Source organism: Rheinheimera sp. D18 (genome assembly GCF_004345025.1).
GTDB lineage: Bacteria > Pseudomonadota > Gammaproteobacteria > Enterobacterales > Alteromonadaceae > Alishewanella > Alishewanella metallidurans.
Genome location: NZ_CP037745.1, coordinates 2847032 through 2864262, shown reverse-complemented (window position 1 = coordinate 2864262; position 17231 = coordinate 2847032). Strand labels below are relative to the sequence as shown.

General features: G+C 45.6%; 9 protein-coding genes. 7 read left to right on the top strand and 2 right to left on the bottom strand.

Annotated elements, in window-relative coordinates:
• Positions 1 to 48: 48 nt before the first annotated feature.
• Positions 49 to 1548: an oligopeptide:H+ symporter gene (locus E0Z06_RS13445; protein ID WP_132585657.1), complete on the bottom strand. Its 1500-nt coding sequence runs from the start codon at positions 1546 to 1548 to the stop codon at positions 49 to 51.
• Positions 1549 to 1874: 326 nt separating this feature from the next.
• On the opposite strand from E0Z06_RS13445, the gene recC reads away from it, so the two are divergent.
• The 7 genes from recC to E0Z06_RS13405 all read left to right on the top strand — a co-directional run bounded on the left by recC (position 1875) and on the right by E0Z06_RS13405 (position 15823).
• Positions 1875 to 5300: an exodeoxyribonuclease V subunit gamma gene (gene recC / locus E0Z06_RS13440; RefSeq protein ID WP_132585654.1), complete on the top strand. Its 3426-nt coding sequence runs from the start codon at positions 1875 to 1877 to the stop codon at positions 5298 to 5300.
• Positions 5297 to 8995: an exodeoxyribonuclease V subunit beta gene (recB, locus tag E0Z06_RS13435; RefSeq protein ID WP_132585651.1), complete on the top strand. Its 3699-nt coding sequence runs from the start codon at positions 5297 to 5299 to the stop codon at positions 8993 to 8995. The genes recC and recB overlap by 4 nt, the downstream gene beginning before the upstream one ends.
• The gene (recD, locus tag E0Z06_RS13430) at positions 8985 to 10925 is read left to right on the top strand and encodes an exodeoxyribonuclease V subunit alpha (protein ID WP_207903095.1); all 1941 of its coding nucleotides are present in this window, start codon (positions 8985 to 8987) and stop codon (positions 10923 to 10925) included. Before recB ends, recD begins: the two co-directional genes overlap by 11 nt.
• A 35-nt stretch (positions 10926 to 10960) precedes the next feature.
• On the top strand, positions 10961 to 12415 hold the full coding sequence (locus E0Z06_RS13425; RefSeq protein WP_132585645.1) for an NAD-dependent succinate-semialdehyde dehydrogenase: 1455 nt from the start codon (positions 10961 to 10963) through the stop codon (positions 12413 to 12415).
• Positions 12416 to 12804: 389 nt separating this feature from the next.
• Positions 12805 to 13122, top strand: coding sequence for a helix-turn-helix domain-containing protein (locus E0Z06_RS13420; protein WP_086904815.1), 318 nt, complete (start codon positions 12805 to 12807; stop codon positions 13120 to 13122).
• Positions 13119 to 14369: a type II toxin-antitoxin system HipA family toxin gene (locus E0Z06_RS13415; protein ID WP_132585642.1), complete on the top strand. Its 1251-nt coding sequence runs from the start codon at positions 13119 to 13121 to the stop codon at positions 14367 to 14369. Before E0Z06_RS13420 ends, E0Z06_RS13415 begins: the two co-directional genes overlap by 4 nt.
• 800 nt (positions 14370 to 15169) lie before the next feature.
• The gene (locus tag E0Z06_RS13405; RefSeq protein ID WP_132585639.1) at positions 15170 to 15823 is read left to right on the top strand and encodes an NgoBV family restriction endonuclease; all 654 of its coding nucleotides are present in this window, start codon (positions 15170 to 15172) and stop codon (positions 15821 to 15823) included.
• A 4-nt stretch (positions 15824 to 15827) separates the two neighbouring features.
• Here the strand turns inward: E0Z06_RS13405 and dcm are convergent, their stop codons facing one another.
• A complete protein-coding gene (dcm, locus tag E0Z06_RS13400; protein WP_132585636.1) occupies positions 15828 to 17147 on the bottom strand; it encodes a DNA (cytosine-5-)-methyltransferase in 1320 nt (439 codons plus the stop codon).
• Positions 17148 to 17231: the final 84 nt, after the last annotated feature.

The window sequence follows — 17231 nt, the reverse complement described above, 5'->3', positions numbered from 1 at the left end:
GTTCTTATAATTGAGCAGCAGTGCCAGCCATATCGTAGGTGTAGTGGGTTACTTAATGCCGTGCATTAGTTTGTTAATTAATGGCGCAATAAGTAACAGTAAAATACCTGCGCCCACTAACAAATAAAAACTAAAGCTAAAGCCCGATAATGCTGACTCAACAGTCATACCCGTTTCACCCGATATTTCACCGGCTAATAAACCCGATAAGTTGTTACCTGTCGCAATACTTAAGAACCACGCGCCCATAGCTAAGCCAACATAACGCACTGGCGCTAGCTTAGTTACCATAGATAAACCAATTGGCGATAAACATAACTCACCTATGGTTTGAAACACGTAACAGGCAGCTAAAGGCCAAAATGGGATCATACCGTTGCTATCAACTAGTGACGTTAACGCATACATTAATACTAAAAAACCCGCCGCATTACCTAATAAGCCAAAACCAAACTTACGTGGGATAGACGGCTCAATGCCTTTTTTCGCGGTTAGATACCAAATGTAACTAATAACAGGCGCAAAGGCTAAAATAGCCAATGAGTTAACCGACTGAAACCAACCGGTAGGAAACACAAAGCCGCCCTCGCCAAACAGATCTCGGTTTACCAAGTTTTGCGCTAAAAAGTTAAACGACGAACCGGCTTGTTCAAAAAACATCCAAAATGTTACGTTAAAACCAAATAAAATAAGTAACGCCAGTACGCGGTGCATTTGCACCTTGCCTTCGGTTTTACCTTCCATTAATAGCATTAGCGCCACAATAATAAACATGATGCCTAATAACCACGCCAATGCTTCGGCACCGACATACGCCATCAACGCGTACACCACGGGAATAGCCACCAAAATACCGGCAATAACATAGGCCATCATTTTAGTCGCTGGCTTATCCGCAGGTACTTTACCCAAGCCCATTAGTTGTCTACGGCCTAAGAAAAACCAGAAGGTGCTTAACAACATACCAATGCCGGCTGCAGCAAACACCACTTTGTAGTTTTGATATTGCGGTGTGCCGAACACTTCACTGGCTAACCAGCCGGTTAATAGTGGGGCTAAAAAACCGCCCATGTTAATACCCATATAAAATATGGTAAAACCACGGTCACGGCGTTCGTCTTGTGGCGCATAAAGTTGGCCCACTAACGATGATATGTTTGGCTTAAACAAGCCATTACCAACAATAATAACCGCTAAACCTAGCAAGAATAGTTGCTGGTTTGGCAGCATAATCATAAATAGGCCAGCCGACATCACCACCGCGCCAAGTAAAATAGAGCGCTGATAACCAATTATTCGGTCGGCAACATAGCCACCAAAAATGGCCGTGGCATAAACCAAGGCTAAATAAGCACCATAGGTTTTTGAGGCGTAGGCTTCACCTGAGGCGTCACCAGCAAAAAATTGTGCCACAATATAAAGCGTTAATGCCCAGCGAATACCATAAAAGGCGAAACGCTCCCAAAATTCTGCCATAAAAAGCATCCATAGTGGCTTGGGGTGCCCCCATAGATCAGTAAAACTTGTCGTTGTGGTGGTTGTACTCATAAAACCCTCCCTATTAAGTCGGCGCTGCTTATTGTTGTTGTCAGCTAACCGAAAAGAACGCACGTTTTCGTTGTTATGTCGTACTGAATTTATGACACAAAACACAATTGTAATTAACACGGCTGGCGAAGAATAAACGCGTTTAACGCGCAATACCATAATTGTTAGCTAACAAAACAAGAAAAATATCCGCATAGTTGAGCGTTGCTGCGGGCTAGCTGGTTAGGTTGTTGCGCCATTTTCCCTAAGTAATCATAAGCCTAAGGTAGCTGATTTGTTGCTGGCTGTGCTAATCTGGCTGCATCATGTTTTACCCGAGAAATAGCATGCTACAGTCCGGTTTTGTGGTGATCCATAGTAATCAACTTGAAACACTGCGCGAACTTTTAGTGCAGTGGATCAGCAGCCATCCGATATCGGTGTTAGGCACTGAAGAAATATTGGTGCAAAGTAATGGTATTGCACAGTGGCTAAAAATGGCCTTAGCCGAAACCGCCAATAACCATCCTGGCATTGCTGCCGGTTTGCAAGTAGAGCTGCCTAACCAGTTTGTCTGGCAGCTTTATCGCGCCGTGTTGGGTGATAGCATTCCAAAAAGCTTACCCTATGATAAAAACAACTTAAGTTGGCGTATTCTGGGCTTGTTACCCGAGCTTAGCGCTGAGGTTTTTGCGCCGCTGCAACGTTATTTGCAGGATGACAACGATGGCAGAAAAAGCTATCAGCTGGCACTGCGCTTAGCCGATTTACTCGATCAATATCAGGTGTATCGTGCCGACTGGCTGCAAAGCTGGCGCGACGGCCACGATTTACTGCCAAACAGCAAGCAACAACACGTACCGGTCGATCAGTTATGGCAACCGGCATTATGGCGGCTGTTGCAGCAACAACTCGCCAGCCATAGCGCGGACAATGCCTATTCTAGCCGTGCCGACATTCATAGTACCGCGCTTAGTGCGCTACGCTTAGGCCAATTAGCTCGGCCAGATTTACTGCCAGAGCGCATTATTGTGTTTGGTGTGTCGTCATTACCACAGCAAACAGTAGAGCTACTGGCCGCATTAGGTGCGCAGCGTCAGGTGCTATTAACCGTACTTAACCCATGCCGGCATTTTTGGGGCGACATTAGCAACGTTAAAGATGAAATGCGTGGTGCGCAAAAACGCCATCAACGTAAACCAGGTTTACCGGCACAGCTCGATGCCGATGCGTTATATTTACATGCCCCAGTGTTACTGGCTAGCTTAGGTAAGCAAGGCCGAGATTATGTAAGCTTGCTTGACCAATTTGATCAACCCGAGCAATACCAGCATTGGTTTAATGGCCGTATCGACTTATTTTCTGAGCCTAGTGCTAACGTTGCCAGCCTGGGGTTACTAGCTCAGCTGCAACAAGGTATGTTAGAGCTAGAAGCCATGCCTAACCCAGCGAGACTGTTAGCGGCGTCAGATCAGAGTATTAGCTTTCATATTGCCCATAGTCGCCAGCGCGAAGTGGAAATTTTACAAGATAATTTGATTGCCGCCTTTGCTGCTAACCCCAGCTTGCAACCGCGCGATATTATTATTATGACGCCTGATATTAGCCAGTACCAAAGCCATGTGCATGCCGTGTTTGGCCGTTTAGCGCAAGACGACCCACGCTTTTTACCCTATACCTTAGCTGATCAAAGTCTGCGCGGCAGCCAACCTTTGTTAGTCGCACTGGAATATCTGCTTGATTTGCCCACACAGCGCTTTGCGTTAAGTGAAATGAGCGATCTACTCGATGTGCCAGCCATACAACGGCGTTTTAATATTAACCCCGAAGCCTTGCCGCAGTTACGGCTATGGCTTAGTGAAGCGGGCGTGCGCTGGGGGCTAGATGCAGAGCAACGCGCCGGTTTAGCGTTAGGCGAGCTAGATAGCAACTATAGCTGGATGTTTGGTATTGAACGTATGTTGTTAGGTTTTGCAATGGGTGATGAAACCCCGTGGCAAAATTGTGCACCCTACGCAGAAGTGGCAGGTTTAGCGGCGGCTGAACTTGGCGCAGTGCTGCAATTTATTCAACAGCTAAAGCATTGGTTTAGCATTATTAGTCAGGCTAAAGCCCAAAGTTTACTCAGCTGGCAGCAGCTAATGTTATCAGAGCACGGGCTGTTGCTAAGCCTGTTTGATTTTGCCGATGAACAAGACCAGCTAATCTATAGCCGCTTAAGTGACGCGCTAGCGCAGTTAGTTAGCGCGGCCGAAAGTGGTGACTTTAGCGGCGATATTAGTTTGCCGGTACTGCGCGAAGCGTGGTTAGAGCAAGCTAGCCAAAGTGGCTTAAGCCAGCGCTTTTTAGCGGGCAGCCTAACGTTTTCTACGCTGATGCCAATGCGGGCCATTCCGTTTAAACGTATTTATTTATTGGGTTTAAATGATGGTGACTACCCTCGTACCCGCATGCGCGACGACTTTGATTTAATGGCCTATGATTATCGGCCCGGCGATCGTTCACGGCGCGATGATGACCGCTATTTGTTTTTAGAAGCACTACTAAGCGCCCGCGAAGCGGTTTATATCAGCTGGGTAGGGCGCAATATACGCAATAACAGCGAGCTGCCGCCCAGTGTATTAGTAAACCAGCTGCGCGATTTACTTAACAGCGGCTGGCAAACCGGCACTGAGCAAAGCGTCGCCGATAGCCTAAGCCATACTTATCCATTACAGCCGTTTTCGGCGCAGTACTTTAATGGCAGCTATGCAACCTATGCCCATGAATGGCAGGCGGCGCATCAAGGTAGCGTGCTACAAAGCAGCTTGTCAGAAGGTGTGTTTGCAGAAGGCAGCGAACCCTTACCGTTACTCAGTGTGCGCTTACTCGATGATTTTTTAGCTAACCCCTGTCGGCACTATTTAAGCCAACGTTTTAAAACACGGTTTTATCGCTCAGAACTGAGCGGCGAAGATACCGAACCCTTTGTGCTTAATACCTTGCAGTTGTATCAATTAAAAATGCAGCTGCTCGATCAGCTGCTAATACAACCTGAGTTTAACCTTGAACAGGCTATTGCCCAACTGGCCCGCCAAGCGCAGTTACCATTGGCATTGTTTGGTCAAATAGCTGGGGCACAAATTGTTCGTGAAGCACAAGTGGTTTTTGCCCGCTATCGTGCCAGCGGCATTACTTGGCAACGCCGCGAACAGGCATTAACACTGCAATTGCAACCCGCGGGCATAGCGCTAAACGATACGTTAGCTAACCTATATCAAGGTGATGCTGGCCAGCAGGCGCTTATTTTACTGCGGCCAACGGCAGTGCGCGATAACGGCGCTTTGCGTTGGCACACACTGCGTGGTGCCTGGTTGCAGCAGCTGGTGGCTAATGCTCAAGGCGAAGCCGTATCCATTTATCAGTATGGCTTAGACGACGCCGTACAACTATTACCGCAAACTACTGGCGCGGCTCAACAGCAACTTATTAACCTAGTACAAAGCTGGCAAAGCGGTTTGTTACAGCCCTTACCACTGATGCCAAAAACTGCGCTGTGTTATTTACAAACTCAAGATGAAAACAAAAGCCGTGAAGTATTTGAAGGCGGTTATAAGCGTGCAGGCGAACGTGACAATGCGCCAGAACTTACCCGCTATTACCCCGATTTTGCTAGCCTAATGGCCGCAGGTTTTACCGATTGGGCGCAGCAAGTTTATGGCCCACTGTTGCAAAGCAATATTGCGGGTGAAGAGGCAACAGCCAGCAATACTAACCACAGAGGTAAGCCATGAGTCGTGTGCAGCAGTTAGATGCGTTAACTTTTCCACTGCACGGCAACCGGCTAATTGAAGCCAGTGCCGGTACGGGTAAAACCTATACCTTGGCGGCACTTTATTTACGTTTAGTGCTTGGCCATGGTCAAACTGCGCCCGCTGATGCGGCAGAGCCAAACAATGCCACAGCGTTTAGCCATGCCTTAACGCCGCCAGATATTTTAGTGGTTACCTTTACCCGCGCTGCAACCGCAGAGCTACGTGATCGGATACGGGCGCGCTTAGTCGAAGCCGCTGACGCATTTCGTGTTGGCAGCAGCACCGACGTAATTCTTAATGGCTTATTGCAAAGCTATAACACAGCGCAATATCCGTCTTGCGCTGGTGTACTAGAGCGTGCCGCACAGTGGATGGACGAAGCCGCTATTTTTACCATTCATGGCTGGTGTCAGCGCATGTTGGCGGAACATGCGTTCGATTCCGGTATGGCCTTTGGCGAGCAGCTTAGCGACGACAACCAGCAGTTGTTGCACACACTAGCCTGTGACTATTGGCGGCGGTTTTTATATCCATTAACCGACGGCCAATTACTTGGTGAGTTAGGTAATATTGCCAAGTCGCCAGAAGCGCTACTAGCGGATATTCAGCCTTGGTTGCAGGCCGATGCGGTAAATATGCAGTTTAATGCTAACGGTAAACCCTTGCCTGCGCCGCTTAGCCCCGAACAAGTTGCCGCGCCACTAGCGCAGTGGCAACAGCAAATGCAGCAGCTATGCCAGCAGATACAACCCTTGTTGCAAGCCGATGTTTTGCAGTTACTCGACGATGCCTTTGCTAATAGTTGGCTCAATGGCAATAAATTTAAAGCGCCAAGCTGGCAAGCAGAGCGGCAATGGTGGCAAGCGCAGTTAGCCGAGCCTGCGCAGTTTAATGCTCATCAAGCCGAGTTTGCCAAAATGGTGCTTAAGTACAGCGCTACTAACTTAGCGGCGGCACAAAAAAAAGGTCAACCGCTAGTTAGCCATGCGTTATTTAACCAACTAGATGCGGTGCTTGAATTACTTAATGCCAAGCCACAGTTAGCGATTAATGTGCGCCAGCATGCGGCGCTGTGGTTAGCGGCTGAATTTAGACAGCGAAAAAAGCAGCGCGCCGAGCTCGATTTTAATGATCTGTTACTGCAGTTGCATCAAGCACTTAAAGGCGAAGGCGGTGCGGTATTGGCCGCCAGAATTCGTAGCCAGTATCCGGTGGCAATGGTAGATGAGTTTCAAGATACCGATCCGATACAGTTCGCGATTTTTCGCGCCATTTATCCAGATGTTAGTAGCCAAACCAATGCGTTAATTATGGTTGGCGATCCCAAACAAGCTATTTATAGCTTTCGTGGTGCCGATTTATATACTTATTTACAGGCGCGCAGCCTAACGGCAGGGCGGCATTACAGTTTAAGTAAAAACTTTCGCTCAACTAAACCGCTAGTCGATGCGGTTAATCAGCTATTTAACCAAGCGGAGCTAGCGCGCGGGGCCTTTGGTTTTGGTTTGGCCGACACCACCCCATTGCCGTTTATTAATGTTGCCGCACAGGGCAAAAACACGCAGTTACAACAAGCAGGGCAAAGTGTGCCTGCACTTAATTACTGGCGAATTGAAGCTAACGAGGGCGAGTTAAAAAAAGGCGGCTACCAAACGCAAATGGCCGAAGCTTGCGCCAACCAAATTACCTTACTACTGCAACAAGCTGCTGCCGGTAACACCGGCTTTGTTAACGAAAGCGGTAAGCTTAGTGCATTGCAACCGTCTGATATTGCCATCTTAGTGCGTGACCGCCACGAAGCCGCATTAGTGCGGCAACAGCTTAGCCTGCGCAATGTGCGTTCGGTATATTTATCAGATAACGAGTCTATTTTTCAAAGTGCTGAGGCCAGCGCTGTGCTGTATTGGTTACGAGCCTGTCATCAGTTAGAAGATGACAATTTACTGCGCGCGGCCTTAGCGCTGCCACTCTGTGCTAATACCGATGGTCAGCTGCAACACTGGCTTAATGACGAGTTAGCGTGGGAGCAACTTACCGAGCAAATTCGAGATTTTCGACAAATTTGGCGGCAAAAAGGCGTGCTAGCGATGATCAGTGCTTGGCTGCATTATTTTGCCCTGCCAGCAAAATGGCTAGCGCAAGATTACGGCGAGCGCTGCCTAACTAACGTATTACATTTAGCCGAATTACTGCAAAGCGAAAGTGCGCAACGTGACGGTGAAACCGGTTTAATTCGCTGGCTAAACGAGCAGCTAGACAAAGGCTCGGCCAATGACGAGCAACAACTGCGACTAGAAAGCGATCAGCAATTAGTGCAGGTGGTGACCATTCATAAAAGTAAGGGTCTGCAATATAACCTAGTGTTTCTACCCTTTATTTGTGGTTTTAAGGCGGCGAAAAAAGATCGACCGCAGCGCTATTTTGATGGCGAAAAAATGATACTCGATCTCACGCCCGACGATGCGGCACTTGAACAAGCTGAGCGTGGCAGGTTACTGGAAGATATTCGTTTATTATACGTGGCACTAACTCGGCCGGTTTATGCCTGCTGGCTAGGCTTAGCGGTATTTAGCGAAGGTAATAGCAAAAAATCTAAACTGGCACAAAGCGCGTTGGGCTATTTATTAAATTTACCGCCAGATTGCACTAATGCCGATTTAACGGCCGCTTTGGCGGGCCTGCCTTGGCAACAACAAGTTATGCCAGCGGCACACGCTGGGCTAGTGAGCGCACCACTGCAGCAACTTACGCCAGCGCTGCGGCTAAGCACGCCGCTGCGACGTGAGCGTTGGTGGATAGCCAGTTATTCTGCACTGCGCACCGAAGGCGCCATGGCCAGCACTACTGATATGCCCTCGGCACTGGCCGCAGATACGGCGCTAGATAACCTATTACAGGAAGAATCTACCGAGCCATTACTGCATAGCGAGCAACAGCAAAGTATGCATGATTTCCCTCGCGGCGCTGTGCCGGGTACGTTTTTACACCAATTACTTGAAGATGCACAGCAGCAGGGTTTTGCGCATTGTGACGCGACCTTTATTAGCGGCTTATTGCAGCAGCACCTAACGCGCTACAACTGGCAACCATGGCAGCCGGTATTACAGCCTTGGTTAGTACAAATGCTGCAAGTACCATTAACCGGCATTAACCAAAGCCTAGCGCAGTTACAAACGGTGCGCGCGGAGCTAGAGTTTTGGTTGCAAACCGAGCAAGTTAATGTACGCAAGCTTGATCATTATATTAGCCAAGCTATTTTGCCCGGCGTGCCAAGGCCAGCGTTGTTACCCGATACCTTAAATGGCATGTTAAAAGGCTTTATTGACTTGACCTTACAAGCTAAAGACCAACGCTATTGGGTACTGGATTATAAATCAAATTGGTTAGGTACAAATAACAGCGACTATAACCTAGAGAACATGCAACAGGCGCTGCTAGCACGGCGCTATGACGTGCAAGCCGCGCTATATATGCTGGCGCTACATAGGTTATTAAAGTTGCGTCAACCTGGCTATTTAGCCGCGCCAGAACGTTCTTTCGGTGGTGCTTTTTATTGGTTTGTGCGTGCGCCAGAGCAAGGCCAGCTGCAACTTACGGCGCCTTTTGCCCTGCTACAGCAATTAGATAAACTCTTTTCCGGCCAGCCGGTAACGGACGATGCCAATGCAAATTAATTTATTTAATGACGGCGCGCCATTAGCCGCGCCTGCGGTTAGCCAGCCTAGTACTAGCACCTTAACTGAACTGAAACAGATGCAAGCCTTGTTGCAGCGCTGGGTAGACCGACGCTGGCTAAGAGCCTTAGATATGCAGCTGCCGCAAACGCTTAATCAACTCGCAACGGAGCCACAACCTTTAATCTGGTTGCTCACGGCATTACTCTGTCATCAGTATGGTCGGGGCCATAGCTGTATTTTACTCAGCGATCTTATCTCTGATCCGGATGCGTTATTGAGTTTACCGCCGCAAAATCAGTTTTTGCAGCGCTTCACCGACCGGCCGTCTAACCTACTAATGGGTTTAACACGGCAAGATTATCAGCAAGCGTTAGCTGCTAGCCCTTGGTTACAAGGTGAACCCGCTGCCCCCTTGGTTTGGCTGGACAATCGGTTATATTTAAACCGCTTGTATCAAGCCGAACAGCAAGTAAAACAAGGTATTGCCGCAAGAGTAGAAGCAGTGTTGCCGATAGCGGCCAAGGTGGCGCAAAGCTTAGCAAGCTTATTTACCGCTGCGACACCTAGTTCTGCAACCGAACCTGACTGGCAAAAGCTAGCTTGTGCTATGGCATTGCAGCGGCGTTTTGCCATTATTACTGGTGGGCCGGGCACGGGTAAAACCACTACGGTAGTAAAACTACTAGCCTTATTACAGCAAGGGGCAGCGCAACCGTTAAACATAAAATTAGCCGCGCCAACGGGCAAGGCTGCGGTACGTTTAACGGAGTCTATCAGTGGTGCTTTAGCCAAATTACCCGAACATTTACGCCATGCTATTCCTACCGAAGTAAGTACCTTGCATCGTTTGCTTGGCGCTTTACCTAATCGACGCAGTTTTAAACATCATGCAGATGCACCGCTAAGCCTAGACGTGTTGGTGGTAGATGAAGCCTCAATGGTTGACTTAGAAATGATGGCTGCATTACTCAATGCGTTACCGGCACAGGCTAGGTTGATATTACTTGGTGATAAAGATCAGTTATCTTCGGTAGAGGCCGGCTCAGTGCTGGGCGATTTATGCCGAGGTGCTGAGCTCGGCGGCTATCAAGCCGGCAGCTTAGCTTTATTGCAACCTTACTCTGAGCAGCCATTAGCGGAGTGGGCCGGTGCGGGCTCAGTGCTTAATCAAGCTACGGTAATGCTGCGGCACAGCCATAGGTTTGATGCAAAATCAGGTATCGGCCAACTGGCCTTCGCGGTTAATCGCGGCGATACCAAGGCCATAGCGTTATTTGCGCAATTTACTGATATTCAGCTATTGGCTGAGACAAAATTAGCCGCGTTAAAAGATACGGTGGTAGCCGGTTATCGTCAGTATTTAAGCGTATTGGCTGCCGATAACAGCCAGCGAGATGTTTGGGCAAAAGCTATTCTTGGCTGCTATAGTCAATTTCAGTTACTTAGCGCTTTACGCAGCGGTGACTGGGGAGTTGAAGGCTTAAATATCTTGATCGGCAAGTGGTTAACGGCCGCGGGGCTAATTAATGCTAATCAGCAATGGTACGCCGGGCGCCCCGTTATGATGCAGCGCAATAACTATAGCTTAGGCTTAATGAATGGCGATATTGGTATCACCTTGTTCGATCCGCTAACCGGCAAATTACGTGTCGTATTTCAGCTTGCTGATGGCAGTATAAAGTGGGTGTTACCCAGCCGATTAACTGACATAGAAACCGCATTTGCGATGACAGTACATAAATCGCAAGGTTCTGAATTTACTCACTGTTGTTTAGTTTTGCCGCCTGAGCTTAGCCCAATTTTAACGCGCGAACTGCTGTACACCGGCATTACTCGCGCTAAACAGCAACTTACCTTGTTGTGTGCGAATACGCATATTTTTCAACAAACTATCGCTAAGCGAGTTACTCGCAGCAGCGGGCTTTAATCGCGCACGCATCTCACATTTTAAGAGGACATTGTATGCAACAGCTAAAAGTAGGCGTATTGGTAAAAAATGCCAGTTTTATTAATGGAAACTGGCTCACTAATAACACGCAGTTTAGTGTGCATAACCCGTCTAATCAGCAGCTATTAGCTAACATTGCTGATGCCGGTGCAGCAGAAGCCGAGCAAGCTGTGCTAGCCGCTGATCAGGCTTTTGCTAGCTGGTCAGCACAACCGGCCAGTAAACGTGCTGAAATTTTGCAGCGCTGGTATCAATTAGTTATGCAACATCAAGATGATTTAGCTCGGCTATTAACCCTAGAGCAAGGCAAGCCATTGGCCGAAGCTAAAGGCGAAATTGCCTATGGTGCATCTTATATGCAGTGGTTTGCTGAAGAAGCCAAGCGGCTATATGGCGATACTATTCCAGCGGCATCGGCCGACAAGCGTATTATTGTGCAGCGCCAACCTGTTGGCGTAGTGGCGGCAATAACACCATGGAATTTCCCTAATGCAATGTTGGCACGCAAGGCCGCCGCAGCCTTAGCCGCCGGCTGTACTTTTGTGGTTAAACCGGCGCAGCAAACGCCGTTATCAGCACTGGCGTTAGCCGAACTTGCCCAGCAAGCCGGTGTGCCCGCTGGCGTGTTTAACGTGGTGGTTGGCACTGATGCAAAAGCCATCGGCGAGGTGTTGACACAGCACCCTAAAGTAGCCAAATTTAGCTTTACCGGCTCTACCGCAGTGGGCAAACAATTACTAAAACAATGCGCCAATGGCGTAAAGCGGGTATCAATGGAGCTAGGCGGTAACGCACCCTTTATTGTATTTGACGACGCTGATTTAGACGCCGCTGTGCAAGGTTTATTAGCGTCTAAATTTCGCAATGCGGGCCAAACCTGCGTTTGCGCCAATCGTATTTTAGTGCAAAGCAGTGTGTATCAAGCCTTTATCGATAAGTTGCTACCTGCCGTCGCTAAGTTAACGGTTGCCGATGGCCTAAGCAGCAACAGCCAAATTGGCCCCTTAATTGACAAAAAAGCGATAGAAAAAGCCGAAACACTGCAGCAACAAGCACTAGATGCTGGCGCCACTTTATTGCTAGGTGGTAAGCGCGATAGCGCAGGCGAGCTATTTTATCAGCCGACAGTGCTGGGCAATATCAACGCCGATATGGCTATAACTCAGCAAGAAATATTTGGCCCTATTGCCGCCATTCAACAATTTGATACTGAGCAACAGGCTATAACGCAAGCCAATAACACCGAATACGGTTTAGCCGCTTATTTTTATAGCCGCGACATCGGCCGCGTATTTCGCGTAGCACAAGCACTGCAATACGGCATGGTAGGCATTAACGAAGGCATAATATCTAACGCCGCCGCCCCTTTTGGCGGGGTAAAGCAATCAGGCTACGGTCGCGAAGGCTCTAAATACGGCCTAGACGATTACACCGATATTAAATACCTGTGTTTAGGTGGATTGGCCTGAGACTTTTTTTAGTTAGCACTTTGTTGGCAAATACTGAGTGAAATATAAAGGCATCACTATATTGGTTTGCTCTAACGCGGTAGAGCCCTGCGTGCCAGAGGGTACAGAAGTTGAGGCCGTTGTTGACCAATGGTTGCATGCACTTGCTACTGGTAGTAATTTTTTTGTAACCCCTCGTTAAATGAACCTGCTGAGTTACCGCTTTATCGAGCGCGATTTCTGCCAACATAGCTTGGCCAACGCGCAAGTCAAACCTAAAAGTAGGATATTAATCCAATAATATTAATTAAAGTAGGAATATAGTCCCGTCTATCGCCTATTGGAGTTGCTTGGGATTCAAAGTTGGACTATATTCCCATTAACGGTTTAATAATGGGAATATAGTCCCTTTGGTTGGTGATGTGGCTAAGCGTGATTTGCACAATGTACTGTTTCCAAAGCAGCGCAAAATCCTGACGCATTTTGGTGAAGACTTGCTGTTGGCGATGAAACGACGTGGTTTTACAAAAAAGCTGCTGTGTGAACGTACTGGCTTTGACCATAAAACCGTGAACAAAGTCTTCGCAGGTGATCCGGGCGTTGCCATAGGCACTTACTTAAAGGTGATGGCCGTTCTTGGCATGGAGAGTAATTTTGCAGAAATGGCCGCCCATGATGAAGTGGGTATCAAGCTGCAAAATATAAAATTACTGGAAGGTTCAAGATGAGCCGTGAAATCGTTGAAGTCTATGCCGACTGGCAGCCAATTGAAGCGCCTTTGCTAATAGGACAGCTTGCTTACAGCGATTCAAGCCGAGGTGGCGTGTTTAGTTTTGCCTACGATAAAGCATTTTTAACCTCAGCTTATCGCTTGCAAATTGATCCAATTCTGACGCTTCACTCCGGTGAACTCTACAACGATGAAGCCGATAAAAACTTTCGTGCATTTCTCGATTCATCGCCTGATAGATGGGGGCGTATTTTAATGCAGCGGCGTGCGGCCATTGAAGTGCGCAAGGGTATTCGTGCAACAAGTCGATTAAACGAGCTGGATTACCTGCTTGGCGTGCATGACTCTTACCGGATGGGTGGTATTCGATTTAAGCGAGCAGGATTGGATGCATTTTTGGACGACAATTCTGAATTTGCTGCGCCGCCAATGACTTCTCTGCGAGAGCTAGAGCACGCAGCAATGCAGATTGAACAAGACGATAACATCGACAGTGACGAGTATTACCGCTGGTTGAAAATGCTGATTTCTCCAGGCTCATCATTAGGTGGTGCAAGGCCCAAGGCTTGTGTGACAGATGAGCAAGGCCACTTGTGGATTGCCAAGTTTCCCAACTTAAATGATACCCATGACGTGGGGGCGTGGGAGATGGTTTGTTATGAATTGGCGTTGGCGGCAGGTGTTGACATGTTTCCAAGTGAGATTAAACGAATTTCCTCTGGGCATCATACCTTTTTAACAAAACGGTTTGACCGCGACGGTGAAAAGCGGCTGCATTTTTCATCGGCCATGACACAACTGCAACACTATGATGGTGAACAATCTCAAGGTGCCAGCTACTTAGAAATTGCTGAATTTATTTCCAATTCTGGTGCACAAACCGAAGCTGATTTAGCACAGTTATGGCGACGTATCGTGTTTAATATTGCGGTGTCCAACACCGATGATCACCTGCGTAACCATGGGTTTTTATTAACAAAGAAGGGTTGGAAGTTATCACCCGCTTATGATTTAAACCCGATAGTGGGTAAGCATGGCCTGCATCTGAATATTACCGATGCAGACAACGCTTTAGACTACCAATTAGCGTTTGACGTAAAAGACTTCTTCCGACTTTCGCAAACCCAAGCCACGCAAATTTACGATGAAGTATTAATTGCGGTTAAGCAATGGCAAACCGTTGCTAAGCAGCTAGGGATCAGCCGAGCCGAGCAAACCATGAAACAATCGGCGTTTAACGTTTAATGAGTCAGTGAAACTATATTTTTATTTTTCAGCAGATAAAGAAGTTTTAGTTTCACTTTATGCTTTGCCTCATACTCCATGTGTTTTAACACTTCGCTCATCCCTTGGGCTTCTGAGGCAGTTTGGGCAAAGCCTTAATTCACGCTACTTAGCCAAACTCTAACCCTGCCCACAGGCTATTTATGACTTGGGGCATTATGCCAATTCTGGGGCAGCTAGCTACTTGTACCCTCAGAAAGCTGCACGATCTGGGCATTTATCTGCCTACTGCGTCCGATTAACTCTTTAATACTAGTGGGGACAAACTCCTAAGAGAACTTAACAGATCAGTGAGGAAGCAAACGATGAACCTAACCACACAATTACCCACAAACTCAGTACACCCAGCGCGTCAGCCGCGGATTTTGCGCTTGCCCGAGGTAAAGGCCAAAACAGGCTTTGGCCGCAGGCTACCTAGTCCCCGATAGCAACCGACCACAGCGAAAAGCCAGCCTGCCCGACAACACCCGTCCAAGAATGTATTGTGTTAAAGGCAGCATATTGGACGATAATTCATTGTCTGTAATAGATAATATAGTTATCATAGACTTAAAGTGACTAGTACATTAATATAATTAAAAATTATATTAATGGTTTTATAAAAATAAAAAATAAAAAATAAAAAATAAAAAATAAAAATAAAAAATAAAAAATAAAAAATAAAAAATAAAAATAAAAAATAAAAAATAAAAATAAAAAATAAAAAATAAAAAATAAAAAATAAAAGTTTTATTATTTAATAATGAAAACTGGGGTTTTATATGTACCATAAAATAAGCCAACTAGCTTTTGAGTTACTCTTGTCCGAGAAACCACTTTTAGTGGGTGGAACAAAGTTCAAAATAGCAAACATTGAAATTGATGTGGAAGGAAAGGATGGCCTGGGTGGGTTGATTGAAGAGTGGTTTGGGTTATGGTCACATGCTAAAGGTTTGGCGGTTTATAATCCTAAAGCGTTAGGCAATAGTCAAACATTTCCTGACTACTACGTAGGCGATAACCAAGAAGGATTATTAGAAATTAAATCATTTGATATTGACGCGTCAGCAAATTTTGATATTGCAAACTTTGAGTCATACTGTGAGTCTCTGTCATTTAACCCAGCTAGAATAGACTCTGATTATTTAATATTTGGGTACTCAATGACAGGAAATGTTTTAACTATTAAAGAAATTTGGTTAAAAAAAATATGGGAAATAACTTGCCCAAGTGCTAGGTGGCCATTAAAGACTCAAACCAAGCGAGATCAGATATATAATATCAGACCTGCGGCTTGGTATTCAAATAGAGCACAGTTTTTACCATTTTCTAATAAAGAACAATTTGTAGATGCACTTTATTCAACACAGAAGAAGTATTTAAGTTTATCTGAAAGCCTTGAAGAAATTCGTTATAGGGCTTCAAAAATAGATTGAAATTTTAAGCAGCAGAATTGGGCGATACTTGATAATTAGCTGCCTTGAGTGTTCTATAGGCCACTGACCTGATAACAGGTACGACGACAGTGTTACCGATAAGATCATATAGGTCTTTTTGGCTGATATTTACTTTGTACCATTCAGGAAAACCAAATAGTCTTAAACACTCTCTATCGGTTAGGGTTCTGATTCCACCTTGATCTAATACGCCTAGTTTAGATGTTTCAGTTGCTACAATTGTGTTGACTTCATCATTAGGGTCTAAAATTTTGTTGAATTCAAAACTTAATTTTCCAGTAACGATATTATATCCTTTAGGTTTATTGACATCTGAAACTCTAACTTTAATACCTTGCTCATTAGTAACAAGAGCTTTAGGGTGTTCAAATTTGATATAATTTTTTTCTGTTAAGTCTGTCAGAAGATTTTGTAGCTCATTTAGGTCTATGATATTAAAAAATGTACTTATTTGTTCTAGGGTTAAAGGCATTCCATCCATCCATTCAATACCTATTTCTTCAGCCCAAACTTTTCTTCTTCTTTCTTTAAGCAATTGACTCATCAATTTTTTTTGAAGTTTATTAAGTGGCCCCTTAAGTTCTAAATCCCAGCTATGAATATTATTAATACCACCTCTTTTATCTTTTATTGCTTTTCCAGCTAAAAATTCTGGAGTATAAAGCTCCAATAACTTATTTGTGAAATCAGTGTTGTTACATTCAATACCCTGCTCTAATACCGAATAGAGTTTACTTTTTATAGGTAAAAAATCATTTAAATCAGGTTGATCAATTAATGTACCAGTAATGTAAATTCTTTTTCTTTTTTGAGGTATGCCAAAATCACTAGAATTTAGGACTTTCCATGATACTTTGTACCCTATTTCATTCAATACATCGATAATTGTATCTAGCGTATTGCCTGTTTTATCTTTTGTATTTTTACGATCATGAGTAACTAAGCCTTCTACATTTTCAAGTAAGAAGCCTTTAGGCTTTTTATGTTTTAATATGCGTGCGATATCAAAAAATAATGTCCCTCTTGTATCATTGAATCCGTGTCTCTTACCCGCTGAAGAAAACGCTTGGCAAGGGAAGCCTCCAAGTAAAAATTCAAAATCAGGGAGGTCATTTTCATTTATTTCTGTAATATCACCGAAAACTTGTTCATTTGGAAAATTGTGTTTATATAATTCTACAGCGTAAGACTTTATTTCTGATGTAAATACACATTTTGCTTTTAAGCCTAGTTGTTCACAAGCCTGCTCAAAGCCAATCCTTGTTCCGCCCATACCCGCAAATAAGTCAATATATTTAATCATGATTGCCTCTATCAATTTTTTATCTATTATAATAAAAATGCAGCACAGGTTCCAGAACTATCTTACAAAAAAACACTGTATATT

Excerpts from the sequence above, each read along its gene's own strand:
- E0Z06_RS13445 (WP_132585657.1), bottom strand. The coding sequence starts at position 1,548 with ATGAGTACAACCACCACAACGACAAGTTTTACTGATCTATGGGGGCAC.
- recC (WP_132585654.1), top strand. The coding sequence starts at position 1,875 with ATGCTACAGTCCGGTTTTGTGGTGATCCATAGTAATCAACTTGAAACA.
- dcm (WP_132585636.1), bottom strand. The coding sequence starts at position 17,147 with ATGATTAAATATATTGACTTATTTGCGGGTATGGGCGGAACAAGGATT.
- E0Z06_RS13415 (WP_132585642.1), top strand. The coding sequence starts at position 13,119 with ATGAGCCGTGAAATCGTTGAAGTCTATGCCGACTGGCAGCCAATTGAA.
- E0Z06_RS13425 (WP_132585645.1), top strand. The coding sequence starts at position 10,961 with ATGCAACAGCTAAAAGTAGGCGTATTGGTAAAAAATGCCAGTTTTATT.
- E0Z06_RS13405 (WP_132585639.1), top strand. The coding sequence starts at position 15,170 with ATGTACCATAAAATAAGCCAACTAGCTTTTGAGTTACTCTTGTCCGAG.
- recB (WP_132585651.1), top strand. The coding sequence starts at position 5,297 with ATGAGTCGTGTGCAGCAGTTAGATGCGTTAACTTTTCCACTGCACGGC.
- recD (WP_207903095.1), top strand. The coding sequence starts at position 8,985 with ATGCAAATTAATTTATTTAATGACGGCGCGCCATTAGCCGCGCCTGCG.